Raw genomic sequence first — 22,365 nt, forward strand, 5'->3', positions numbered from 1 at the left:
CGCTGGAAAAGATAGGTTGCGGGGACGTTCAGAGATACGATTCGAGGTCTGTTCGAATCGCAGCGGCAGCACCTTCGACCTGTTCCGGTGATGCGTCTTTGACTTCAGGCCACATCTGTAGCAGATGCATCGACCGACAGCGCGAGAGAAGTTCGTAGAGTTCTCGGTTCTCCTCGAGTTGGTCGAGGACGTCAGACGACCCTGCTTGCGAGTACCCGTCGAGCAGTGCGTTCCGGATCAACTCGGCGTTGTCCGGAGCCGACGGGACGAACTGCCACTGGCCACCGTTCAAACTCTCTTCGATCAACACGAGGTCGTACGCTGGCGTCGCAGCGAGGGTGAACGCCCAGTCCAGCATCGCAGTGACCTCGCCAGTTTCCGGGTCGTGGAGCACGTTCTCCAGCGAGTTGTCGATGTGGCAGAGGACTGGTTCGAACGTCCCATCCAGCTCGTCGAGGTGCTCGTCGAGTACCGGCCGAAGTTCGGGCACGAGGTCTGCAAACCGGGTGTCGCGCCCTTTCCGGAGTGCGTCGTCTGCCCAGTTCCGAACCTGTACTGGCCACGAGGACTCCGGTTCGGCGACGACGATCTGGTCGAAGCTAGCAGGCGGCTGCTCCCCTCGAAGTGTGGTCTCCGGGTTCCGCGTGAGGAACCCATAGCTGTCGACGGCGTCTAACCCGTGCAATTCGGCGAGGTATCGCCCTGAAGTGCGGGCGACGGTCTCGAGTGTCTCCAGCGAGACAGTGTCCAACTCCGTTCGTTCGACGGTGCGTCCAGGGACGTGCTCCATGATGTAGAACGGGGCAGAGAGGTGGTCGTGTGTATCGACGGCCCCGTAGACGGTGGGGACTGGAATCGAGGTGTGAGCGTCCAGAATCCGAAGCAGTCGAGCCTCGGTGTCGATACCGTGGCTGTCACCGTCGGGGCTGGCCTTGAGGACGACTCTCTGTGTTCCAGTTTCGGTGTCGACCGAGAGGTGGTACACGGCGAGGTAACCTCCCGTCGCCAGTTCGTGGTCGCAGAGCGTCCAGTTCGGGTCGATGGCGTGAACCATCTGTTCGATCGTTTCGCGCGGAATCGTTCTGTCTGGTGCGGTCATTATCGTATCGGCTGCGTGGTTGACTGCTCTTCGATGCGTCTCTCCCGTCCCGGACACAGGTACGCTGAGGGCGTCCCTGTTCGGTCTGGCAGAATGGGTCTTCAGAAGTTGCTCCCGATGGGATAGCCCCGTCGAGAGCAGCGGATCAGAAAGATCCGGTCAGAAGCAGCCGTTCATCGTTCCTGTACACTCGATTACAACGGGACTCGTATAAATATTCACCCCCAGAAACTGATTCGACGGGCTACTCGAAACGGGACCAGTGAAGCGAGTAGCCCCCGGAACCTCGTGCAAGCGATTCGCCTCGATTCAGCACGACCGGCGAGGGATATCACTGAATAACGACGAACGCGGAGGAAACTGGAGTCGGAAGGCGACCGCCCTATATCAGCTCGGCCATCTCGTCGAGGTACTCGTCGTACACGTCGAGGGCGGTCTGGACGGGTTCCTTCGTGCTCATGTCGACGCCGGCACCCTGCAGCAGTTCGAGCGGGTACTCGCGCGAGCCCTTCGAGAGGAACTCGAGGTACCGGTCCTCGGCGTCCTCGGCGTCGGGGTCGAGGATCTGCTGGCTGAGCGCGACGGCCGCGGAGATGCCAGTGGCGTACTGGTACACGTAGAAGTTGTAGTAGAAGTGCGGGATGCGCATCCACTCGCGGGTTATGTGCTCGTCGACGTTCGCGGGCTCGTAGAACTCGCGCTTGAGGTCGCCGTACACCTGGTCGACCGCGTCGGGGGTGAGCGCCTCGCCCTCCTCGACCAGCCTGTGGGTCTGGTGCTCGAAGTCCGCGAACATGGTCTGGCGGTACAGCGTCGACCGGAAGCGTTCGAGGTACTCGTTGAGGACGTGCCGGCGGAATTTCTCGTCCTCGACGGTGTCGAGCAGGTGCTGGGTGAGCAGCGCCTCGTTGACCGTGCTGGCCACCTCCGCCACGAAGATCTCGTAGCCGGAGTAGACGTAGGGCTGTTCCTGCTTGGTGTACTGGCTGTGCATGGAGTGGCCCAGCTCGTGGGCGAGGGTGAACATCGAGGAGATGTCGTCCTGCCAGTTCATCAGGATGAACGGCTGGGTGTCGTAGGTGCCGCCGGAGTACGCACCGGACTGCTTGCCCTTGTTCTCGTAGACGTCGACCCAGCGGGAGTCGAGCCCTTCCTGGACGCGCTGCTGGTACTCCTCGCCGAGGGCGCCGAGGGCCTCGACGGTCCACTCACACGCCTGCTCGTAGGAGACGTCGGGGCTCTCGGTCTCGGTCATCGGCATGTAGAGGTCCCACATCTCGACCTCGTCGACGCCGAGGGCCTCGCCCTTCAGCTCGGTGTGGCGGTGGAGCTTGTCGAGGTTCTCGCGCACCGATTCGAGGAGGTTGTCGTACACCTCGACCGGGACGTTCGGGCCGTCGAGGGCGGCCTCCCGGGCGGTGTCGTAGTGGCGGGCCTGCGCCGTCTTCACGTCGGCCTTCACCGCGTTCTTGTACGCCGCGGCGACCGTGTTGCGCACGTCCGCCCAGTCCTCGTAGAAGGACTCGTGGACGGTCTGGCGGAACTCGCGGTCCTGGTTCTTCAGCAGGGTCGTGAAGTTGTTCTGGGTGATCTGGACCGAGCTCCCGTCGGGCTTCTCGACGGTCGGGAACTCCATGTCGGCGTTGGCGAGCATGTTGTACACCTCGCTGGTGCCGCCGGTGACCTCGCTGAGGTCGGCGAGCAGCTCCTCGACCTCGGCCGAGCGCGTGTGTTCTTTCATCCGGAGCACGTCGTCGAGGTAGTGCTCGTAGGTCTCGAGCCCCTCGGTCTCCTCGACCATCGCCCAGATCTCGTCACGGCTCGCGGCCTGGATCTCGGGGTCGATGAACGAGGCGGCGCTGGAGGCGTCCGAGGAGAGCGACTGGGCGCGGGCGGTGAACGCCTGGTACTGCTGGTTCGTGGTGTCCTCGTCCTTGCGCATGCGGGCGTAGGAGTACACCATGGACACCTCGCGCATGATCTCGTCGCGCAACTGGAGGACCGACAGCAGCGTCTCGCCGTCGTCGGTGACCTGCCCTTCGTACTGCTCGAGGTCCGCGAGCCGGTCCTGCACCGTCTCGAACGCCTCCTCCCACTCCTCGTCGGTCGCGTAGATAGACTCGAGGTCCCACGTGTACTCTGTGTCTATCTCGGACCGTTCGGGGACTGAACTCATGGCACGGGCTTCGAATCGAATCGAGGTAAGCCTTGCCAACTGGGCAGCACACACCGGTCACTGACGGGGGTGGTCGGGTCGACCGGACGAAGCTACGAAGAGGGGGTCGGGGGCGGAGCGCCGACGTGGCACGATGCCGCATCGACCGCGTGGGTCCTGCCTGCTACGACGCCGAACGGAACTGGTGTCGAGAGCGAATGGTGGGGTTCGGGAGTGGGTGCCTCTGCTCGACAGTGGGGTGCTGGGTGGGGGTGGGTGGGTGGTGGGTGGTGGTGGGTGGTGGGTGAGGGGTCGGATGTGCGTGAGTGAGTCGCACGGTGGGATGACGCGATGTCAGCTGCTCTCGAACCAGGACCGGATTCCGCACTCGGGACAGCTGAGCGTGTCGACGGTGGGCTCGTCGGACTCGAAACTGGTCCCGCAGACCCGACAGTCGTAGTGGTAGTGGCGCTCCTCGGTGTCGGACGCGAACGCGGTCTTCAGGGACTGGAGTACGGTCATCATGCCACGTCTATCCATGTGGGCTGGGGGAGTATGAACCCCCGAATCCGTTCGCGGAGTTCATGCAGTTACGCTGGGTTGTCAACCACTGTTGCATTCCCTTTCACGCACCCGAACAGCAGGTAGCAACCGTCTACGCCTGTTTTGAACGTCCCGAATTTCCCATACGTTCTCCCGACAGTTCCAGTTTCTCCACTCGGTTCACGGGACCGACACCCACAGTTTTCCCGTCGGCCCGCGCACCACCAGCCATGACCCAGCTCGACGCGACCCTCGGGCGGCTCTGGCGGGACGACACCCCCTGGGAGTTCCTGACCGCGCTCTGTGAACTGGAGGACAGACTCGCGGGCCATCCCGGCGAGGCCCGTGCCGCCGACCTCGTCGCTGACGCCTTCGAGACGGCGGGTGTGAACGACCTCGCCCACGAGACCGCGCCCATCACGCGCTGGTCCCGGGGCGACACGAGGCTCCGCGTGGTCGACCCCGTCACCCGCGGGTTCGAGGCGGTCGCGCTCCCGTACTCCCCCGCGGGCGAGGCCGAGGCCCGGCTGGTCGACGTGGGCCACGGGACGCCCGACGAGATCGCCGAGGCCGACCTCGACGGGGCGGTCGCGCTGGCGAGCACGGACACCCCCGGCGACCAGCGCTTCGTCCACCGGATGGAGAAGTACGGCCACGCGCTGGACGCGGGCGCCGAGGCGTTCGTCTTCGCCAACCACAAGCCCGGCCAGCTGCCCCCGACCGGCTCGCTGCGGTTCGACGAGGCGGGCGCCATCCCGGGCGTCGGCGTCTCCTACGAGACCGGCGAGTGGCTCCGCGAGTACGCCGAGCGCGACGGCACGGTGTCCCTCTCGGTCGACGCGACGACCCAACCCGGCGAGACCCACGTCGTCCACGGCACCGTCGGCCCCGACACCGACGAGGAACTGCTGGTGCTCGCACACTTCGACGCCCACGACGTGGGCGAGGGCGCGCTCGACAACGGCTGTGGCATCGCGGTCGTGGTCGCGCTCGCCCGGGCGCTGGCCGACGTGGACCTCGACCGCCGGGTCCGGGTCGCCGGCGTCGGCGGCGAGGAGGTCGGCCTGCTCGGGAGCGAGGCGCTCGCCGCCGACCTCGACACCGACCGCATCGAGGCCGTGGTCAACGTCGACGGGGCGGGTCGCCACCGCGACCTCGTCGCCTACACCCACGCACACGAGGAACTGGCGGACGTCGCAGCCGACCTCGCGGCCGAGGCCGACCACCCGGTCCACGTCCGGCCCGACCCGCACCCCTGGAGCGACCACTGGCCGTTCTTGCGCGCTGGTGTGCCATCCCTGCAACTCCACTCGGACAGCGGGGAACGTGGCCGGGGCGTCACCCACACGCGAGCCGACACGAGAGACAAGGCAGATTCCCGAACGTTACGGGAGCACGCCATGCTCACCTGCTTACTTGTACGTTCCCTGGCGTGTCGAAACTTCAGTCGACTGGGGACCGACACCCTGCTCGAGTCCCTCCGGGAGCAGTCCTTCGAACCCGGCATGCGGGCGGCAGGCATCTGGCCGCAGTAAGTCGGTTTCTGGTTGGTTACGTTACTGCGCGCGAGACAGTAACCTACCGACCCCTCATGCACTTTCTGCGAATCCCCTCAAGGTTTTTATCGTTTATCTACTTGACGACTTACAACAACCACACAGGTCTGTTAAGTTATCCTTACTATCTAACCCCGCCGTAGTTACTGGTGCGAAACGACAACTTGCCCACGTGCAGGGGGGTGCACGGTAATGCGTTGTCGATACACGACAGCGCGACACATATAATGAGCAAACACACCAACGCTGTAAACAGACGTACTGTTCTGACGACACTCGGAATCGGGGGGGCGATGCTGGTCGGCGGTGTCGGGACCGCCTCCGCGCGCGGTGGCTACCGCCGCGGCTTCTACGGTCCCACCGCGGACCCCTGTGGCACCTGTGCCCCAGCGCCCGTGTGTGAACCGCTGTGCGAGCCCGAACCCGTGTGCGAGCCCACGGTGACCTACATCGTGGACATCTGCAACAACACGTGCGGGCAGGCCTGGACGCCGCCCGCGCTGGCCGTCCACAGCCGCTTCGCCAAGCTGTTCCAGGTGGGCACCGAGGCGTGCCCCGAACTCGCCGCGCTCGCGAAGAACGCGGACCTCGGCCCGATGATCAACACGCTGAGCACCAGCGTCGAGGACGGCGTCGACATCTTCGCCTTCGAGCTGGGCGACGACGTGGTCATGTCGACCACCGACCCGCTCAACACCGGGCTGTCGAACAAGACCACCATCGCGATCGAGGCGCCCGCGCGCTACTCGGTCCTCTCGATGGCGGCGATGATGCTCGCCACGAACGACGGGTTCGCCGGCGTCGACGCGCTCCGCCTGCCCCGCGGGCCGGGTGAGGTCGTCACCGCACCCATCTTCGCGTACGACGCGGGTGTGGAGTGCAACAGCGAGAAGGCAGCCGACCTCGTGCAGGAGGCGTTCCTGTTCACCGACGTCGTCTCCAGTGGCAGCCAGGCCACCTCGGAGCAGGACCTCACCTGCAACGCCGAGGGCGTCGTCGACTACCACCCGGGCATCGCGGGCTGGGGCGACCTCGACTGCGTCAAGCACGGCTTCGACGAGGTCGTCGGGACCATCACCATCACGATGGAGGCGCCCGACCCGTGCGCCGAGGTCGACCCGTGTGCCGACCCGTGTGCCGATATCGACCCGTGCGCGCCCGTCGACCCCTGTGCGGTCGACCCCTGCGCGGACGTGGACCCGTGCGCGCCCGTCGACCCCTGTGCGGTCGCCGACCCGTGCGCCGGTGGTCTCCAGAAGACCTCGAAGAAGGGCATGCGCCGCAAGAGCACCATGCGGCGTGGCATCTACTAGCCTGACCTGACGACCGGTCGGGCCACGGTCGGCCCGTCGTCCGACCGTGGCCTCGATGGGCCGGAACCCACAAGCCAGTCTGCCATTCGGGACACTCGACTGCTGTCCGGGTGACCCACCTCCGGGAGACCGGCCCGTCGCGGTCGCTGTCGTCTCCGTACGTCATTTTACGTCCGTCTCATGCGTTCTGCCGACCCAGTTCTCCACACAGCCGCTAGCCCTGGCTACCGTCGCCGCCTCCGCACGCTTGGTCTCGAAGACCTCGCGGACGCTCGCGACGCCGCGGGCGTCGGACTCGAACGTCACGCCGGGGTAGGTCGCGTCCACGAGCACCAGCCCGGTCGGCGCGGCCGGCGGGACGCCCTCGTGGCCCGGCACGGGCGCCGGGTCGAGCACGCGGTCGACCTTCCCGATCGGTGCCTCGCCCGTGGCGACCGCCCGCACCAGCGAGCCGAGGCGCCGGACGAGTTCCCAGAGGAAGCCGTCGGCCCGGACCGAGAACACGAGGAAGTCGCCGGCCTGCTCGACCCGGGCCGTCTGCAGGGTCCGGACGGTGTCGTCCACCGAGGCCGCCGTCAGGTTCGCGAAGTCGTGGGTACCCTCGAGTCGCGCCATCGCCTCGGCGGCGAGGTCGGGGTCGGCCCCCGGCGCGTAGAGGTGGTACTCGTACGCCCGGCTGGTCGCGTCGTAGGTCGCGTGGAAGTCCGCGGGCACGTCGGCGCTGGCCCACGCCCGCACGTGGGCTGGGAGCTGACCGTTGAACGCCCGCGGGGTCAGCCACTCCGGGCACTCGAAGGCGACGGACTGGGCGACCGCCGAGACGCCCGCGTCGGTCCGGCCGGCGGCGGCGTACCCCGGCGGGACCGCGTCGGGGCCGTCGACGACGCCCAGCTCGCAGAGGGCCTCGAACAGCGCGGACTCGACGGTCGGCAGGTCGGGCTGGCGCTGGAAGCCGTGGTACGGCCGGCCGTCGTAGGCGATGCGGAACGCGCGCATTGGCGGGGATTGGCTGCGGCGTGCTTTGTAGCTGGCGCGTTCGCGCCGGCACCTCACTCCGGCGCCGGGGCCTCGCCCGCGGGCACCGCCCACCGGGCGAGCACCAGCATGCCGGCGTCCAGCAGCGCGAAGCCGACGCCGATGACCGCGCCGATGGCGAGGGCGAACGCCCCGCCGATGCCGAAGAACAGCAGCAGCGCGAGCGCCTCGCCGAGGAACGTGACCGAGACCGCGAGCAGGATTCCGAGCAGGAAGACCAGCCCGTTCACCGCGCCCCACTTCGCGCCCGCCGCGAGGAGGCTGGTCGTGGCCGGCCGGTCCGGACCGAACAGGTCGACCTCGCGGCACACCCGCGTCGTCGTCCACAGCGTCACCGCCCAGAGGTAGCCGAACGCCGCGAAGCCGACGAACGTGTTCAGGCCGCCGAGCAGGTCGCCGACCGCGCCCGAGAGGTGCAATCCAGTGACGCCGGCCGCAGTCAGCGCCGCGGTGTGGAACGTCCCGAGGCACCACGCCGGGAGCGTCGGCTGTTCGCCGGCGAGGAACCCCGTATCAGCCATGCGCCAGCACCTCCGCCAGCGTGAGCAGGAGCACCAGCACGCCCGCGGTCAGCCCGTAGGCCCGCCGGAGGACCCCACCCGCACCGGCCGGGGCGAGCCGGCGCACCCGCACGAGGACGAGCGACCGGGCGACCGAGAACAGCACGAAGGCGAGCAGTACGCCGAGTTTCAGCGCGAGGACCGCCCCCCAGCGCGTGTCCGGCTCGGGGACGCCGGGCGCGAGCGCGCCGAGGTTCCCGACACCGGTCATCACGACCACGCCGAGGGCGCCCCAGAACAGCCACTCGTAGCTCGCCGCTGTCGCGAGACGTGGGTCGGAGTCGCTGCTCGCGCCCCCGCCCTCACGCCGGAACTGCAGCCACACGACGACCGCGCCGCCGACGAGGACCGTCACCGCCAGCAGGTGCAACAGTCGGACGAGGAGGGCGGTCGTCTCGTGTGCGAGGACCATACCTCGAATGTGACGGGGTGGTGACAAAGAGATTGCCTCGGTCGGGCCGGCACCCGGTACGCTTAGACGGCCGGAGCACGAGGAACCGGGTATGACCGACGAGACGGACGAGTCCGACGCGGCGGAGACGTTCTCGGGCGCCGAGGTCGCCGACCTCATCGGCCCGAAGTTGGCCGCCGCCCTCGGCATCAGGGGCCAGGAGTTCACGAAAGGCCAGGTGGACGCGCTGACCAAGACGCTCGCCGAGAGCACCGCCATCGCGGAGGCCGTCGGCGAGGGCGACACCTCGCAGTTGACGCGGCTGTTCTCGCCGGCGTTCCTCGCGGCCCACACCGAGTTCGACGACTTCGAGGCGTTCCAGGCCGCCAGCCCCTGGGACGAGAACATCGGCGCGGCCTTCGCCGCCCGCGACGCGGGCGAGCCCGACGGCCCGGCCACCACGACCAGTTCCTTCCTCTCCCGGACCACCGAGTTCACCACCCCCGGCGCGATGGTGCAGGCCGCGGTCATCGACCGGACGAAGCGCGAAGTCGACGCGCTGTAGCAGCCGGGACGGACCCCGCTACTCCCACTCGTCCGGAATCGCCGCCTCGGCCTCGAACTCGACCTCGTCGGGTGCTTCGTCCACCTCGAACTGGACGTTCCGCAGTTTCCCATCCGTCACCTCGGGGAGTGCCTCGATGAACTCCCGGTACTCTTCGGTTCGTGCGTGCGCGTCGACCGCGGCCTCGTCCCGGTACCGCTCGAAGAACCGGAACGTATTCGGTTCGGTCAGGTCGGCTGCCGCATTGTAGTCGACCGTCCCATCCTGCTCGCGCGAGCGCTCGACGAGCGCCTCGGCGAGCCGAACGAACTCGTCACGATGAGCCGGGTCGACCGGAATCGTCGTCTGGATGACGAACATCACATCGGGCAACTCGCCACGGCAATAAAGTGGTTCGGCTGGGGTGTGAGCGGGTGACAACCGCCGTGAACCACTGCCCCCTACTCGAAGTCCGCCAGCGTCGGGTGCGCGCGGTCGCCGGGGAAGTCGTCGACGGGGGCGGTTGTCTGGTCGCCCGATGCCATGTCCTTGACGGTGACCTCGTCGTTCTCCAGGTCCTGCTCGCCGACGATGACGACGGTCTCGGCGTTGATGGAGTCGGCGTAGTTCATCTGGGCGCCGAACGAGCGACCGGAGACGTCGGTCTCGACGACGTTGCCCGATTCGCGCAGGTCGCGGGCGACGCGGGCCGCGACGGGGCGGGTGTCGCCGACCTGCAGGACGTAGTAGTCGGTCGAGACGGCCTCGTCGGGCCAGACGCCGGCGCGCTGGAGGAGCAGCGGGAGCGTCGAGTTGACGACGCCGGGGGCGACGCCGACCGCGGGCGTGGGCTGGCCGCCGAAGTCCTCGATGAGGTCGTCGTAGCGGCCGCCGCCGAAGACGGCGCGGGAGACCTCGCCGGTGGAGTCGAAGCACTCGAAGACGACGCCCGTGTAGTAGTCGAACCCGCGGGCGGTCGTCAGCGAGACCTCGCAGAACTCGCGCACGCCGAAGTCCTCGGTCGCGGCGAGGACGTTCTGGAGGTTCGCGACGGCGTCGTGGACCTGTTCGCTGTCGGACCACGCGGTGAGTTCGTCGAGGTCGTCGTCGCCGGCGAGCAGCAGGTCGTCGAACTCGCGGGCCTGGTCGTAGCTCAGCCCGGCCTCGTACAGCAGGTCGAGGTACTCGTTCTCCTCGACCTTCGCGCGCTTGTCGACCGCGCGGATGGCGTTGCGGACGTCGACCGGCTCGTCGGTGTCGAACTCCCGCAGCAGGCCGCCGAGGATGTCGCGGTGGGAGACGCGCAGCTCGAAGTCGTCGCCGTCGAGCCCGAAGTTGGTGAGCATGTCGGCGCCGTAGGCGAGAATCTCGGCGTCGGCCTCGGGTTCCGAGGACCCGAAGATGTCGACGTTGGTCTGGTAGAACTCGCGGAAGCGGCCCTGCTGGACCTGCTCGTAGCGCCAGAACGGCCGCGTCGAGAACCACTTGATTGGCTTCGAGAGCTCCTGTTGCTTCGCGACGACCATCCGGGCGACCGTCGGCGTCAGCTCCGGCGTGAGCGAGACCTCGCGGCCGCCCTTGTCCTCGAAGGCGTACAGTTCCTCGACGATCTCCTCGCCCGACTTGTCCACGTACATCTGGGTTCGCTCCATCGCGGGGGTGGCGATCTCGCGGAACCCGTAGCGGCGGGCCGTGTCCTCGACGGTGTCGATGACCGCCCGGTAGGCGGCCATCTCCGCCGGGTAGATATCACGGAAGCCCTTGAGTCCGTCGTACATACGCCGCGGTTGGGTCACAGCGCGCTTGAAACCTTTCATCCGGCCCCGAGAGTTATGGTCTCGCGACCGGTATCGCTGCCAAGATGCCCGGGGCGGACCGAGGCGAGCAACGGCCGTGGGTCGACGAGCTGGCGACGAGCCTGCCGGTCTCGCCGCTCTCCGCGCTCGGGACGCTGCTCGGCGGTGTCATCATGGTCCGGGCCGTGGCCGACGCCAACCCGGTCCTCCGGGACGTCATCCAGGGGGCGCTGCCCTTCACCGCCTGTGTCGCGGTGGTCGTCGTCGACCGCCAGCTCGTCCGCGAGGGGGTCGGTGCCCGGGACCGGCTCACGGTGTTCTCCTACGGCCTGTTCGGGTTCCTCGCGGCCGCCATGGTCACCTCGTTGCACCTGCTCATCCTGCTCACCGACGGGGTCGGCGCCGTCCCCGACCCGCTCTATCTCACGCTCACCGCCGGGACCATCGGGGTCGGTGCCGGCGCCGTGGCCGGGACGGGGAAGGTCAGAGAGCACATCGCGGCCCGCGAGGCCGAACGCCAGCGCGCCCGGCTCGACGAGTTCGCCAGCGTCGTCAGCCACGACCTGCGGAACCCGCTGTCGGTCGCCCAGGCGGAACTCGAGGAGACCTTCCGAACCGGCGACCCGGCCCACCTCAAGGACGTCAAGCGGTCGCTGGACCGCATGGACGACCGCATCCAGGACTCGCTCGACCTCGCCCGGCAGGGCCGGGTGGTCGGCGCCCGCGAACCCGTCGCGCTCGACGGGGCCGCGACCGCGGCCTGGGACGGCGTCCAGACCGGCGACGCCACCCTGCGGGTGGACTACGGCGGGACCCTCGACGCCGACCGCGCCCGGCTCGTGGAGCTGCTGGAGAACCTCTTCCGCAACGCGGTCGAGCACGGCCGCGAGGACGTGACCGTCACGGTCGAGCAGACGCCCGAGGGGTTCTCGGTCGCCGACGACGGCCCCGGCATCCCCGAGGACGCCCGCGAGCAGGTCTTCGAGCGCGGCCACACCGGCGCCGACGGCTCCGGCCTCGGGCTGGCCATCGTCGAGTCCATCGCCGACGCCCACGGCTGGTCGGTCCACGTCGAGGACGGTCGCGAGGGCGGCGCCCGGTTCGTCTTCGAGACGTGAGACGCGGCACCCGACCCGAGACGGGCCGGGACGAAGACCGTGGTGTATCACTTCTTCAATAATACACCCGAAAGTCGAGTGTGAACGGGAAGAAACCAAGAATCTGTTTATTCGTTTCTCCACCCGAAACAGGGGGGTTCAGACGCCGAGCGCGAGAGTCGGCTCGGCGGCGGGTACCCGACATCGAGATATGAAAGGTAACCAATAACAACGGAGAGCTACCGACGTCTCGGTACCACTCCAGTCGGCTCTGGTCACGACACCGACGGCTCGCTCACGGGTCGAAGACGCGCCGAGAACAGGACCCGTGCCGTCACCGGACCCCGGTGACGTACGTCTGGTCGTGCGCCGGGAAGACCTCCTCGATGGCGTCCGTGCCGCGCTGTTCCGCCAGCAGCGCCCGGAGTTCGGCCTCGTAGTCGGCCCGGCGGATCTCCTCGCTCGGGCCGATGGTCACGTCGAGTTCGGCCTCGACGAGCCGGTCGACCGCCCCGCGACCGAACCCGGACAGGGGCGCGATGTAGTCCACGTCGTGGCGGTCCTCGAGGCTCTGTGCCTGCGCCCGCGAGACCGTCGGCACCCGGTCGTCACGGCGCGTCCCGTCCGCGATGGCGTCGAAGCCCGACGCTGCGAGCTGTTCGAGCGCGTGCTCGTGGACGTGCTGGATGGCGTTCCGTGGGAAGCCGTCGGCGACCAGCCGGTCCACGGCCTCCTCGGCGACCTCGCGCTCGAGGTCGAGGCGCTCGTGCTCGAACCCGACCGACTCGGCCGCGTCCCGGGCGTGTTGCCAGTCGTCGGTGATGCCGAAGCTCCCGGTCACGAGCGTCACGTCGTAGAACTCGGCACACAGAAGCGCGGCCAACGTCGAGTCCTTCCCGCCACTGTAGAGCAGGCCCAGCCGCATCAGCGACGGATGTTGAAGCTCTTCGAGTCGGGCTTGAGTTCGCGGAGGAGGCTCTTCATCTTCTCCTCGTCGATCTTGCCCTGGACGCGCCCGGAGCGTGCCAGTGCGATGATCTGCTGTTCGACCTGTTCACCGAACTGTGGCTTGGACATCTTCACCGAGTTGAGGCGCTGGCGCGCGCCGTCGGTGAGGTACTGCCGGAGCAGCGCCTTCTTCTGGGCCTCGGCCTGCTCCTGCATGGCCTCCTGGGTCTCTGCGTCGGCCTGACCCTGGCCCTGCTGTTGCTCGCGGAGTTTCTCCATCTTCTCCTGTCGAAGCTTTTCGAGCTCGTCTTCGTCGTTGGGGCTGCCGCTCATACATCTCTGTTGTGGATTGCGCAGGAAAATCGTTTCGACTGCGCGAGAGCGCCGCCGCTTCCGAGACGGTCGAAAACCGCGAGAATCAGCGCTTACGCGTAGCGTTCGAGTTCGGGGCGGTCGAGGTCCTGCATGACCTCGTCGGCCGTGTTGTCGAGGAGGCTGCGACCCTCGTCGGTGACGCTGCGGCCGGCGCCCTTCTGGGTCTGGACGAGATCCTCGTCCTCGAGCTGCTGGAGCAGGGTGCGGATGACCTTCTTCGAGCCGGAGGAGCGCTTCGTCGTGGCGACGCGGTAGCGGTTGGAACCGCCCTTGCCACCGCCGTACTCGGTTGCGAGGCGCTCGACGCCGACGGGGCCGCTGTCGGCGACCTTGCGGAGGAGCGAGGCGGCGCGGATGGCCCAGAAGTTCTCCTGCTCCGGCGGGAGCTCCTTGTTCACGCCGGTCTTCGTGAACTGCATCCATTCGGGCTCTTCGAGTCGGTCCTCGAGGTCCTCGGCGAGCGCCTCGATGAGGGCGTCCGCCGGCACGTCGTACATCGTTGTCATTGCAACTTGGTTCCCTCGCGCGGGTTAAAAGACCATCGTCTTAGGCCTGCTCGGACGCCCCCAGTGCCGCCATGGCGCTCCCCCCGACGAACACCGGGAACCAGTAGGTCGCGAGGCGGTGGAGCAGGATGGCGGCACTAACGGAGGCGGCTTCGATGCCCGTGACGGTCGGCAGCACCATCAGCAGGACCGTCTCGATGCCGCCGAGGCCGCCGGGAAGCGGGGTGACGCTCGCCACGCTCCCGAGGGGGACCGCGAGCATCGCCGCCACGAACAGGTCCGGGCCCCGGAACCCGAGGGCGTACAGCGAGAGCCACAGGCAGACCACGAGCATGAGCCAGCCGAACGCGGAGTACGAGAGGGTCGCGAGCAGCGAGAGCCGGTCGCTGGCGACGCGCTCGATGGTGGCGAAGAACCCCTCGATGCGGCCCCGGATGGCCGCCGGCCCCGGCGGGTTCACCCGGGGGACGACCCGACCGACGCGACAGACCAGCGGCGAGACGACGCGGACGACGGCCTCCTCGACCCGGTAGCGGTGCTGCCAGGCGAGATAGGCGGCGACGGCGAGCACGACCGTCAGCAGGACGACCACGACCGCGGCGTTCGCGAGCCGGTCGGTCAGGGTGACCGTCACGGCGTAGTAGCCGAGGGCCATCAGCGCGAACCCGACCGAGGGGACGAAGTTGATGGCGTCGACGCTCGCGATGGCCGCGAGTCCCGTCTCGTACTCGCTGTCGGCGACCCGCGAGATGAGCAGGGCGCTGAAGGGCTCGCCACCGGCCTGCCCGAACGGCGTGACGTTGTTGGCGAACGTCGCCGCCGCATAGACGAGGAAGGCGTCCCGGACCGAGAACTCGATGCCGAGGATGCGCAGGACCGACCGGAGCGCGAGCCCCCAGGCGAGCAGCCAGCCGAGGGCGGCGAGGAAGACGAACGCGTAGACCGTCGGGTCGGCGGCCGTGAGCTGGGCGACGACGGCCTCGACGCCGACGAACCACAGCAACACGGCCAGTACGACCAGCGCCCCGACGAACCCGGCCACGATGGGGCGAACGTCCCAGTCTCCGGCCATGCGACTCCCGTCGACCGTGGGGCGCTTGAACCCACCGACTCCGTACAGGTGTGGGCCGGTCCCGCGCGCCCGGGACCGGTCCGTTTTTTGGCACCCGGGCGAAACGGCAACGACATGGACGAACGGGCCGCCCTGGACCTGCTCGGTGGCGTCGTCGGCCGCGCCGGCGACGACGCGGCCGTCGTGGACGGGCAGGTCGTCACGACCGACATGCTCCACGAGCGGACGGACTTCCCGGCCGGGACCACCCGGTACACAGCCGGCTGGCGCGCCGTCGGCGCCTCCCTCTCGGACGTGGCGGCCATGGGCGCCGAGGCGACCGCCGCGGTCGCGGTGTACGCCGCCCCCGAGTTCGCGGAGGCCGACCTGCTGGACTTCGTCCGGGGCGCCCGCGAGGTCTGCGAGGTCGTCGGCGCCGAGTACGTCGGCGGCGACCTCGACTCGCACTCGGAGTTCACCGTCGCCACCACGGCCCTGGGGACGACAGACGATCCGGTCCCCCGCGACGGCGCGACCCCCGGCGACCTGGTCTGTGTCACCGGGACGATGGGGCGCTCTGCGGCCGCCCTCCGGCTGTTCGAGCAGGGCGCGACCGACCGCGCCAACGACCTGTTCCGGTTCGAACCCCGGGTCGCCGCCGGGCGCGCCCTCACCCCGCACGCGACCGCGATGATGGACTCCTCGGACGGCCTGGCGCGCTCGCTCCACCAGCTCGCCGAGGCCAGCGACTGCGGGTTCGCCGTCGACTACGCCGACGTGCCGGTCGCCGACGTGGTCCGCGAGGTAGCCGAGGACGAGACGGACGAGCGCGAACTCTCCTGCTTCTTCGGCGAGGACTTCGAACTCGTGTTCACGCTCCCCGAGGACGCCCTCGAACCCGCCCGTGAGGCCTCGCCGACGCCCATCTCGGTCATCGGGCGGGTCACCGACGCCGACGAGGAGATCACGATGGACGGCGCGGCGCTCCCCGACCGTGGATTCACGCACGGGGAGTGAGTGCGCTCCCTTCTCGACGATATCCCCGCTTCTCGACGATAGCTGGATTCCCGACTGGCGTGCGCTGGCGAGCGTGCGGAGCGCCAGCGAAGCCGCGAACCCACGTCGCGCGAGGGGCGAGCACTGGACTGGAGCGAAGCGGAAGGAAGCGCCCAGTCGGCTGGGGAGGCTGTGGTGCGGTCGCGGTGCTGTGCGGAGCAGAATCCAGCTATCAGGCCACAGTCACGGGACTCAAGGGACACCCCTCGAAACCGCCCGAAAACAGCCGATCTACCCGACGATAGCGACGGGCACCGGCATGAAGCAGAGGATACCCAGCGCGAACGTCAGCACGCCGAGTGCCTTCCGGCGCACGTCGAGGTCCTCCTCCTCGCTCACCGGCCGGGCCGACCCCGCGGCCGCCACGAACGCCGCGAGCCCGCCCCAGAAGATCCAGATGAAGACGTTGTTGAGCGAGTAGTGCTCGACGAAGTGCAGGAAGCCGGCGAGGGCGAACAGCACGACCGGCACGACCGTCGCGACCGCCTCCTGGCGCTCGCCGAACATGGCGCGCATGATGTGCCCGCCGTCGAGCTGGCCGACCGGGATGAGGTTGAGCAGCGTGACGAAACAGCCCGCCCAGCCGCCGATGACGACCGGGTGGATGTTCACCGTCGGGTCGGTGTAGGTCAGCGGCTGGCCCGTCACTCCCGCGAGGATGCGGATGAGTGGCGGGAACGCCAGCTGGATGGTCACCGCGTTCGGCCCGGGGTCGAACCCCGGTGGCGCCTGGACCGGCGGGAGGTACAGGCCGACCACGGTGACGGCGACGGTCGCGACCAGCCCGGCCAGTGGGCCGGCCGCGCCGATGTCGAACAGCGCCTTGCGGTCGGGCATGCGCCCGCGCATGCGGATGACGGCTCCCATGGTGCCGATGAGCGTCGGGAACGGGATGAAATAGGGTAACGAGGCGTCCACGTCGTGGTAGCGGCTCATGACGTAGTGGCCGAGTTCGTGCGTGCCGAGGACGACCAGGATGGCCGCGGAGAACGGCCACGCGGTCGTCACGGCCTCCCAGGGGTTCGCGAAGGGGTCGATGAAGAACCACTGCGCACCCACGAACAGGGTGGAGACCACGGTCGCGAGGAACAGCAGGACGTTCTTCCAGGGAATCCCGTCGATGCTGGCCCCGGCGGGCTCGGCCACGATGACGTACCGGCCGCCCCGGGTGGTGAGCTGTGGCTCGTACCCGGCGTCGCGGAAGGCCTGCCAGACGTTCTGCATGACCACGTCGGGCTGCCGGAGTGGCATCCCGTAGTAGTACAGCGTGTCGCCGTCGCGTTGCACCTCCTCGACGTAGAACTCGTCGTCGAACGCGGCGAGGGGTGGGCCGGCGTCTGGCGACAGGTCGCTGGCAGACATCTACCGGGAATACGGCTCGGGGCCGTAAAAACCCACGGCGCCGTCAGGTTGGGGTGACGCCCGCACGCCGGGAGTGACGGGACGATGCGGGAGCGTCGGACGAAACCGGGAGAACAGAGCCGATTCTGTGGTCGGCCGCCAGGGGAAAGACCGCGGTGGTGGTGGGCCGAAGCGCGGTAGCGTAGCTGTCGCTCACCGGCTGGTGAACGCGAGGAACTGGGGCCGCGTCAGGGCGACACGGGCCCAGCGGGAGTGTGTGCTCGCAGGGGTGTGGGTGCCCTGCGGCGGTGGCGGGAGTGGGGTGACAGTGGTTCGCGACCGTGGTGGGGCGGTCGCGGGCGGTGCGGGAGCGGTCTGCGGGCGATGCGGGGACGGGGTGGTTCAGGACGACTCGAGGTGCGAGGCACGGGGACCGTCGCGACCGGTGGTGTGGGAGGCCGGTCGCGGGGTCAGGCCTGTGCGACGCGCCACGTGGTCGCACTCGTGTACGACCACTTCTCGATCTCGAGGTCCGTGGCAGAGTCTCTGAGCTTGACCATGAGTGCGCCGATCTCCTTCGGGGAGAGGCCGACGTCGTCCGCGATGAACTTCGACTTGAAGTACATCTCGCCGTCGTTCGCCTTCTCGCGCAGGTAGTCGGCAAGACGTGTCTCTTTGCTCACGGGCTCGCTGTCAGTGGAGGGGTTCTGAGTGGCGCTCATTCTGTTTCGCCTCGACCAATCCTATCTCCCGGGAGATGTTATAAAGGGGAGATGCTTCGGGTCGTTTCGAGTCAAATCGACGCGTTTCGCCCCATTGTATTCGTTTTATTACCTTTAACGAAGGCACGAGAGACGCTTAGACGTTTTACAATAGCCGCTAACGCTTCGAAGCCGCTTCCGGAATCGGCCGGCGTTCGTTCGCTTTGAGCGACAGCAACCGGCACCCATTGCCGGTTTCTGGCGGTGGTTGCCGCCGCGCGCGCCGGCTCAACTGCGCTCGTGGACCCAGAACTCCTCGTCGGTCGTCACTTCCTTCTTGAATATCGGGACCTCGTCCTTGAGCCTGTTGATGCCGTCCTCGACGGTCCGGAAGGCCTCCTCGCGGTGGCCGGCGAGGACGACCACGAAGACGATGTCCTCGCCGTACTCGATGACGCCGGTCCGGTGGTGCATGAGCACCTCGTGGACTCCCTCGCGCTCCTCCAGTTCGGCGCCGAGGGCCGCCATGCGCTCCTCGGCCACGCCCTCGTACTTCTCGAACTCCAGGGACTCGGTGACGGCGTCCTCGTCGTGGTCCTTCGCCCGAACCCGGCCCGTGAAGGTCGCGATGGCGCCGGCCTTCGGGGCCTCGGGAGACCGTTTCGCGCGTGCCACCAGCGAGTCGAGGCACTCGTAGGGGTCCGTCTCGAACAGCGCGTCACAGACCGCCTCGACGTCCACGTCGGCCGCGGTCTCGCCGGTCGCAAGCGCCTCGCCGGCGTGCTCGCGGCCGCCGAGGACGACCTGCGGGACGTCCGCCCAGTGGTAGCCCTCCAGCACACAGATGTCGTAGTCGGGCGCGAGGTCCGCCAGCGTCTCGTCCAGCGTCCGGTCGTCGCCGGTCGCGAACCACGACCCCTCGGCGATACCGTAGGTCACGTCCGCCCCGGCCTCGCGATGTCGGGCCGTGTCCCGGCCCTCGGTGTCGATGTCCGGATCGACGGTGCAGTGTTTCACCGTCGCGACGCGCCCACGCTCACCGAGCTGTGCCACCAGTCGGCCGACCAGCGTCGTCTTGCCCGAGTCCGACGGACCGACGACACCCAGTACGTACATATCCGTTCGAAGCGCCGGGACGCGCTTGTAGGTGTCGCCGCGACGGGAGAGAATCAGGGTTCGGGCGGGAGCCGGAACAGCCAGCGGACCCCCTCGAAGAGCGAGTCCTTGGCCACGACGAGCGTCAGGAAGAGCAGGAGGATGCCACCCGCACGACCGAACGTCGGCTGGCCGGCCTCCTCGCCGAACGCGAGGACGACCAGCGCGAGCGACCCGAAGGTCGGTCCGGTGACCCGCCGCAGGTCCGTCGTCGAGAGCGCGCCCGTGCGGTAGCGCCCCACCGCGTACCCGAGGACGGCACAGCAGCCGACGCCGACGAGTATCGCGATGAGCGCTCCGAGCATGGCCTAGTATACGCGACGTTGTCATAAAAGGGGGACGGTTGGTTCACCCGGAAACAGGCGTTTCGAACGGTCGAGTCGCCGGTTATCGGCGTTTGTGCAGGTAACAGTCTGAGCCTACCGGCAGGCGGTTCCCGCCCCGTGACGAGGTGTCGGCACGGAAATCAGTGCGATATCATGACACGCCACCTCGCCGCCGGCGTGCGGTAGGGTCTCCGTGCGCCGGCCGACCGTGTCCCGGCCGACCGGCTCGCGACTTGGCAATCCTTAAGAGATGCAGTGGGCTACACGGCGACAATGAAGGTAGTCGTCTCCGTCGGCGGGAGCGTCCTCGCGCCGGAACTCGACGCGGACCGCGTCTCGGCGTTCGCCGACGTCATCAACGAACTCGTCAGCGACGGGTGCCAGGTGGCAGCCGTCGTCGGCGGCGGCGGCGTCGCCCGGGACTACATCGGGACCGCACGCGAGCTGGGTGCCAACGAGATCGAGCTCGACCAGCTCGGCATCGACGTGACGCGGCTGAACGCCCGCCTGCTCATCGCGGCACTCGGCGAGAACGTCGTCACCGCGCCCGCGAAGAACTACGAGGAGGCCGGCGAGGTCATGCGCAACGGCGACGTCTGCGTCATGGGCGGCGTCGCCCCGGCCCAGACGACCGACGCCGTCGGCGCCGCGGTCGCGGAGTACGTCGGCGCGGACCTGCTGGTGTACGCCACCTCCGTCCCCGGCGTCTTCTCGGCCGACCCGAACGAGGACGAGGACGCCGAGAAGTACGACCAGCTCTCCGCCGAGGAACTCGTCGAGGTCATCGCCGGCCTCGAGATGAACGCCGGTTCGTCGGCCCCGGTCGACCTCCTCGCCGCGAAGATCATCCAGCGCTCGGGCATGCGCACCATCGTCCTCGACGGGAACGATCCGACCCGCGTGCTGGAGGCCGTCCGTCACGGCAAGCACGAGGGCACCGACATCATCCCCGCGGGCACCGGCGACGAACTCACCTACTGGGCGGAGTGACCCGGCCGGAACGCGCCCGCCACCCTCCCTGCGACCCGTTTCCACTGCTTGACAACCCTTAAGAGCGCGACAGCGGTACGCTCTTCCATGCGACCGATACGCGTTCGGCCACGGCGCCGACCGACAGGATTCGAGGTGAGCGACCGGTGAGCCGCGCGGACGACGGCACCAGTCCGTACACCCTCTCGGGCGACGACGAGCGAGACGGCGAGTCGGCCCGCCACGTCTTCTGGGCGGACCGCATCGCCGACGTCGTCGAGGACCGCGAGCCCGACGAGCCGATCATCATCAAGGGCGGCATCTCGCCCTCGGGTGTCCCGCACCTCGGCAACGTCAACGAGATCATGCGCGGCTACTTCGTGGCCGAGGTGCTCCGCGAGCGCGGCCACGAGGTCCGGCAGGTGTTCACCGCCGACGACCGCGACCCCCTGCGCAAGCTCCCCCGGAAGCTCGCGAACCTCGACGGCGACATCGTCGACCTCGGCGACGTGAACGCCGGCGCCCTCGGGCGGAACCTCGGGCATCCCTACACCGACATCCCGGACCCGTTCGGCTGCTGTGACTCCTACGGCGCGCACTTCTCGAACCTCATCACCCGCAGCGCGGAACTGCTCGACGTGGAGTTCGACATCGAGTCCAACACCGCGATGTACGAGGACGGTCGGTTCGACGACGTGGTCGAATTCGTCCTGGAGCACGCCGACGAGGCCCGCGAGGTCCTCTCGCACTACCAGGACAAGGTCGACGAGGACTACGTCCCCTTCAACCCAATCTGTGCGGAGTGCGGGAAGATAACCGAGACGGTGACCGCCATCGACACCGAGGCCGGCACCGTCGACTACGTCTGCACCGACATGGAGGCCGGCGACAACACCATCTCCGGCTGTGGCCACGAGGGCACCGCCACCTTCCGCGAGGGCAAGCTTCCCTGGCGCTTCGAGTGGCCCGCCCAGTGGCAGGTGCTCGGTGTTGACTTCGAGCCCTTCGGCAAGGACCACGCCGAGGGCTCGTGGCCCTCCGGCGACGACATCGCCCGGAACGTCCTCGGCATCCAGCCCCCGGTCCCGATGGTGTACGAGTGGTTCACCCTCGACGGGAAGCCCTTCTCCTCCTCGGAGGGCAACATCATCCTCGTCAGCGAGGTGCTCGAACTCCTCGAACCCGAGGTCGTCCGGTACTTCTTCGCGAAGGACCCGAAGAAAGCGCGTGACTTCTCCATCGAGCGCCTCGACCAGCTCGTCGACGAGTTCGACCGCTTCGAGCAGCTCTACTTCGGCGAGGTCGAGGGCACCGAGGACGAGGTCGCGAAGGCCGAACGCGTCTACCCCTTCGTCGTCGAGGACGTCGACGAGGACCGGGTCCGCCTCCCGTACACCTTCGCGGCGGTCCTCTCGATGTTCCCCGACGAGCAGACCCGCATCGACCACGCGAAGAAGCAGGGCCACATCCCCGGGGACGCCGACGACGCGACCATCGAGGCCGCCTTCGAGCGCGTCGAGCGCGCCGCCAACTGGGCCGAGCGCACCGACAACGAGTACAACTACACCGTGCTCGAGGAGCTGCCCGACGTGGACTTCGACGAGGAGACCGCGGCCGCCCTCGACCAGCTCGCCGACTTCGTCGAAGAAGGCCACGACGGCGAGGCGATACAGGGTGAGATCTACGAGTCCGCCAAGCGTCGCGACCTCGACATGGGCTCGTTCTTCGGGGCCGGCTACCAGCTCTTCTTCGGGCAGGACCAGGGCCCGCAACTCGGGCCGTTCCTGTCGAAGCTTGAGCGCGAGTTCGTCGTGAAGCGGCTGCGGCGAGAGGCCTGAGTTTCGGGTT

General features: G+C 68.2%; 23 protein-coding genes. 7 read left to right on the top strand and 16 right to left on the bottom strand.

Translation table 11 applies throughout. The features are described from left to right. Positions 1-28 precede the first annotated feature (28 nt). The 3 genes from NOV86_RS08225 to NOV86_RS08235 all read right to left on the bottom strand — a co-directional run bounded on the left by NOV86_RS08225 (position 29) and on the right by NOV86_RS08235 (position 3,794). Positions 29-1,156, bottom strand: a complete 1,128-nt coding sequence (locus NOV86_RS08225) for a phosphotransferase family protein (RefSeq protein WP_267640859.1) — start codon at positions 1,154-1,156, stop codon at positions 29-31. Between the two features lie 325 nt (positions 1,157-1,481). Beyond that, on the bottom strand, positions 1,482-3,275 hold the full coding sequence (gene pepF / locus NOV86_RS08230) for an oligoendopeptidase F (protein ID WP_267640860.1): 1,794 nt from the start codon (positions 3,273-3,275) through the stop codon (positions 1,482-1,484). 333 nt (positions 3,276-3,608) lie between these two features. Further along, positions 3,609-3,794 (bottom strand): zinc ribbon domain-containing protein, encoded by a 186-nt coding sequence (locus NOV86_RS08235; RefSeq protein WP_267640861.1) that lies wholly within the window; start codon positions 3,792-3,794, stop codon positions 3,609-3,611. A gap of 233 nt (positions 3,795-4,027) precedes the next feature. Here NOV86_RS08235 and NOV86_RS08240 point away from each other — a divergent pair, with 233 nt between their 5' ends. Continuing rightward, the gene (locus NOV86_RS08240) at positions 4,028-5,332 is read left to right on the top strand and encodes a M28 family peptidase (protein WP_267640862.1); all 1,305 of its coding nucleotides are present in this window, start codon (positions 4,028-4,030) and stop codon (positions 5,330-5,332) included. A 248-nt stretch (positions 5,333-5,580) separates the two neighbouring features. Beyond that, positions 5,581-6,666, top strand: coding sequence for a spondin domain-containing protein (locus NOV86_RS08245; protein ID WP_267640863.1), 1,086 nt, complete (start codon positions 5,581-5,583; stop codon positions 6,664-6,666). Between the two features lie 162 nt (positions 6,667-6,828). On the opposite strand, the gene truA is transcribed toward NOV86_RS08245, so the two are convergent. Genes truA through NOV86_RS08260 form a run of 3 tightly spaced genes read right to left on the bottom strand, consistent with a single transcriptional unit; the run spans position 6,829 to position 8,673 of the window. Beyond that, positions 6,829-7,662, bottom strand: a complete 834-nt coding sequence (gene truA, locus NOV86_RS08250; RefSeq protein WP_267640864.1) for a tRNA pseudouridine(38-40) synthase TruA — start codon at positions 7,660-7,662, stop codon at positions 6,829-6,831. 53 nt (positions 7,663-7,715) lie between these two features. Next, the gene (locus NOV86_RS08255; protein ID WP_267640865.1) at positions 7,716-8,222 is read right to left on the bottom strand and encodes a DUF7965 family protein; all 507 of its coding nucleotides are present in this window, start codon (positions 8,220-8,222) and stop codon (positions 7,716-7,718) included. Then, on the bottom strand, positions 8,215-8,673 hold the full coding sequence (locus tag NOV86_RS08260) for a CopD family protein (RefSeq protein WP_267640866.1): 459 nt from the start codon (positions 8,671-8,673) through the stop codon (positions 8,215-8,217). Before NOV86_RS08260 ends, NOV86_RS08255 begins: the two co-directional genes overlap by 8 nt. Before the next feature lie 91 nt (positions 8,674-8,764). Between NOV86_RS08260 and NOV86_RS08265 the strand changes: the two genes are divergently transcribed. Further along, positions 8,765-9,217 (top strand): hypothetical protein, encoded by a 453-nt coding sequence (locus NOV86_RS08265; protein ID WP_267640867.1) that lies wholly within the window; start codon positions 8,765-8,767, stop codon positions 9,215-9,217. An 18-nt stretch (positions 9,218-9,235) separates the two neighbouring features. Here the strand turns inward: NOV86_RS08265 and NOV86_RS08270 are convergent, their stop codons facing one another. Continuing rightward, positions 9,236-9,577 carry a putative quinol monooxygenase gene (locus NOV86_RS08270; RefSeq protein ID WP_267640868.1) on the bottom strand — a complete coding sequence of 114 codons (342 nt, stop codon included), beginning with the start codon at positions 9,575-9,577 and terminating at the stop codon, positions 9,236-9,238. 80 nt (positions 9,578-9,657) lie between these two features. Next, the gene (hisS, locus tag NOV86_RS08275) at positions 9,658-10,974 is read right to left on the bottom strand and encodes a histidine--tRNA ligase (RefSeq protein ID WP_267640869.1); all 1,317 of its coding nucleotides are present in this window, start codon (positions 10,972-10,974) and stop codon (positions 9,658-9,660) included. An 83-nt stretch (positions 10,975-11,057) separates the two neighbouring features. Between hisS and NOV86_RS08280 the strand changes: the two genes are divergently transcribed. Then, the gene (locus NOV86_RS08280; RefSeq protein ID WP_267640870.1) at positions 11,058-12,110 is read left to right on the top strand and encodes a sensor histidine kinase; all 1,053 of its coding nucleotides are present in this window, start codon (positions 11,058-11,060) and stop codon (positions 12,108-12,110) included. Between the two features lie 313 nt (positions 12,111-12,423). Here NOV86_RS08280 and NOV86_RS08285 read toward each other — a convergent pair whose 3' ends face one another. From NOV86_RS08285 to NOV86_RS08300, 4 genes are all read right to left on the bottom strand, one after another. Next, the gene (locus tag NOV86_RS08285) at positions 12,424-13,014 is read right to left on the bottom strand and encodes a DUF7411 family protein (protein ID WP_267640871.1); all 591 of its coding nucleotides are present in this window, start codon (positions 13,012-13,014) and stop codon (positions 12,424-12,426) included. Next, positions 13,014-13,370: a DNA-binding protein gene (locus tag NOV86_RS08290; RefSeq protein ID WP_267640872.1), complete on the bottom strand. Its 357-nt coding sequence runs from the start codon at positions 13,368-13,370 to the stop codon at positions 13,014-13,016. Before NOV86_RS08290 ends, NOV86_RS08285 begins: the two co-directional genes overlap by 1 nt. A gap of 92 nt (positions 13,371-13,462) precedes the next feature. After that, on the bottom strand, positions 13,463-13,918 hold the full coding sequence (locus NOV86_RS08295) for a 30S ribosomal protein S19e (protein WP_267640873.1): 456 nt from the start codon (positions 13,916-13,918) through the stop codon (positions 13,463-13,465). A gap of 40 nt (positions 13,919-13,958) precedes the next feature. Beyond that, positions 13,959-14,990, bottom strand: a complete 1,032-nt coding sequence (locus NOV86_RS08300; protein ID WP_267640874.1) for a lysylphosphatidylglycerol synthase transmembrane domain-containing protein — start codon at positions 14,988-14,990, stop codon at positions 13,959-13,961. 114 nt (positions 14,991-15,104) lie between these two features. On the opposite strand from NOV86_RS08300, the gene thiL reads away from it, so the two are divergent. Next, positions 15,105-15,986, top strand: a complete 882-nt coding sequence (gene thiL, locus NOV86_RS08305; RefSeq protein WP_267640875.1) for a thiamine-phosphate kinase — start codon at positions 15,105-15,107, stop codon at positions 15,984-15,986. A gap of 270 nt (positions 15,987-16,256) precedes the next feature. Here the strand turns inward: thiL and NOV86_RS08310 are convergent, their stop codons facing one another. The 4 genes from NOV86_RS08310 to NOV86_RS08325 all read right to left on the bottom strand — a co-directional run bounded on the left by NOV86_RS08310 (position 16,257) and on the right by NOV86_RS08325 (position 19,527). Continuing rightward, positions 16,257-17,387: a site-2 protease family protein gene (locus NOV86_RS08310; protein WP_267640876.1), complete on the bottom strand. Its 1,131-nt coding sequence runs from the start codon at positions 17,385-17,387 to the stop codon at positions 16,257-16,259. Positions 17,388-17,836: 449 nt separating this feature from the next. Then, positions 17,837-18,088 carry a DUF7123 family protein gene (locus NOV86_RS08315; protein WP_267640877.1) on the bottom strand — a complete coding sequence of 84 codons (252 nt, stop codon included), beginning with the start codon at positions 18,086-18,088 and terminating at the stop codon, positions 17,837-17,839. A 267-nt stretch (positions 18,089-18,355) separates the two neighbouring features. Further along, positions 18,356-19,183 (bottom strand): molybdopterin synthase, encoded by an 828-nt coding sequence (locus tag NOV86_RS08320; protein WP_267640878.1) that lies wholly within the window; start codon positions 19,181-19,183, stop codon positions 18,356-18,358. Between the two features lie 53 nt (positions 19,184-19,236). Beyond that, positions 19,237-19,527 (bottom strand): hypothetical protein, encoded by a 291-nt coding sequence (locus NOV86_RS08325; RefSeq protein WP_267640879.1) that lies wholly within the window; start codon positions 19,525-19,527, stop codon positions 19,237-19,239. A gap of 294 nt (positions 19,528-19,821) precedes the next feature. Here NOV86_RS08325 and pyrH point away from each other — a divergent pair, with 294 nt between their 5' ends. Continuing rightward, on the top strand, positions 19,822-20,538 hold the full coding sequence (gene pyrH / locus NOV86_RS08330) for a UMP kinase (protein WP_267640880.1): 717 nt from the start codon (positions 19,822-19,824) through the stop codon (positions 20,536-20,538). 146 nt (positions 20,539-20,684) lie between these two features. Continuing rightward, positions 20,685-22,355 (top strand): lysine--tRNA ligase, encoded by a 1,671-nt coding sequence (lysS, locus tag NOV86_RS08335; RefSeq protein ID WP_267640881.1) that lies wholly within the window; start codon positions 20,685-20,687, stop codon positions 22,353-22,355. Positions 22,356-22,365 lie beyond the last annotated feature (10 nt).

The sequence above is a fragment of the Haloarchaeobius amylolyticus genome, from assembly GCF_026616195.1.
GTDB lineage: Archaea > Halobacteriota > Halobacteria > Halobacteriales > Natrialbaceae > Haloarchaeobius > Haloarchaeobius amylolyticus.

What these genes read in the sequence shown, in the direction of transcription:
- NOV86_RS08315 (WP_267640877.1), bottom strand. Translation starts at nt 18,088, where the DNA reads ATGAGCGCCACTCAGAACCCCTCCACTGACAGCGAGCCCGTGAGCAAA.
- NOV86_RS08255 (WP_267640865.1), bottom strand. Translation starts at nt 8,222, where the DNA reads ATGGCTGATACGGGGTTCCTCGCCGGCGAACAGCCGACGCTCCCGGCG.
- truA (WP_267640864.1), bottom strand. Translation starts at nt 7,662, where the DNA reads ATGCGCGCGTTCCGCATCGCCTACGACGGCCGGCCGTACCACGGCTTC.
- NOV86_RS08265 (WP_267640867.1), top strand. Translation starts at nt 8,765, where the DNA reads ATGACCGACGAGACGGACGAGTCCGACGCGGCGGAGACGTTCTCGGGC.
- NOV86_RS08310 (WP_267640876.1), bottom strand. Translation starts at nt 17,387, where the DNA reads ATGTCTGCCAGCGACCTGTCGCCAGACGCCGGCCCACCCCTCGCCGCG.
- NOV86_RS08295 (WP_267640873.1), bottom strand. Translation starts at nt 13,918, where the DNA reads ATGACAACGATGTACGACGTGCCGGCGGACGCCCTCATCGAGGCGCTC.
- NOV86_RS08320 (WP_267640878.1), bottom strand. Translation starts at nt 19,183, where the DNA reads ATGTACGTACTGGGTGTCGTCGGTCCGTCGGACTCGGGCAAGACGACG.
- NOV86_RS08300 (WP_267640874.1), bottom strand. Translation starts at nt 14,990, where the DNA reads ATGGCCGGAGACTGGGACGTTCGCCCCATCGTGGCCGGGTTCGTCGGG.
- NOV86_RS08280 (WP_267640870.1), top strand. Translation starts at nt 11,058, where the DNA reads ATGCCCGGGGCGGACCGAGGCGAGCAACGGCCGTGGGTCGACGAGCTG.
- thiL (WP_267640875.1), top strand. Translation starts at nt 15,105, where the DNA reads ATGGACGAACGGGCCGCCCTGGACCTGCTCGGTGGCGTCGTCGGCCGC.
- NOV86_RS08260 (WP_267640866.1), bottom strand. Translation starts at nt 8,673, where the DNA reads ATGGTCCTCGCACACGAGACGACCGCCCTCCTCGTCCGACTGTTGCAC.
- NOV86_RS08235 (WP_267640861.1), bottom strand. Translation starts at nt 3,794, where the DNA reads ATGGATAGACGTGGCATGATGACCGTACTCCAGTCCCTGAAGACCGCG.
- hisS (WP_267640869.1), bottom strand. Translation starts at nt 10,974, where the DNA reads ATGTACGACGGACTCAAGGGCTTCCGTGATATCTACCCGGCGGAGATG.
- NOV86_RS08290 (WP_267640872.1), bottom strand. Translation starts at nt 13,370, where the DNA reads ATGAGCGGCAGCCCCAACGACGAAGACGAGCTCGAAAAGCTTCGACAG.
- NOV86_RS08270 (WP_267640868.1), bottom strand. Translation starts at nt 9,577, where the DNA reads ATGTTCGTCATCCAGACGACGATTCCGGTCGACCCGGCTCATCGTGAC.
- pyrH (WP_267640880.1), top strand. Translation starts at nt 19,822, where the DNA reads ATGAAGGTAGTCGTCTCCGTCGGCGGGAGCGTCCTCGCGCCGGAACTC.
- pepF (WP_267640860.1), bottom strand. Translation starts at nt 3,275, where the DNA reads ATGAGTTCAGTCCCCGAACGGTCCGAGATAGACACAGAGTACACGTGG.
- NOV86_RS08325 (WP_267640879.1), bottom strand. Translation starts at nt 19,527, where the DNA reads ATGCTCGGAGCGCTCATCGCGATACTCGTCGGCGTCGGCTGCTGTGCC.
- NOV86_RS08240 (WP_267640862.1), top strand. Translation starts at nt 4,028, where the DNA reads ATGACCCAGCTCGACGCGACCCTCGGGCGGCTCTGGCGGGACGACACC.
- NOV86_RS08285 (WP_267640871.1), bottom strand. Translation starts at nt 13,014, where the DNA reads ATGCGGCTGGGCCTGCTCTACAGTGGCGGGAAGGACTCGACGTTGGCC.
- NOV86_RS08245 (WP_267640863.1), top strand. Translation starts at nt 5,581, where the DNA reads ATGAGCAAACACACCAACGCTGTAAACAGACGTACTGTTCTGACGACA.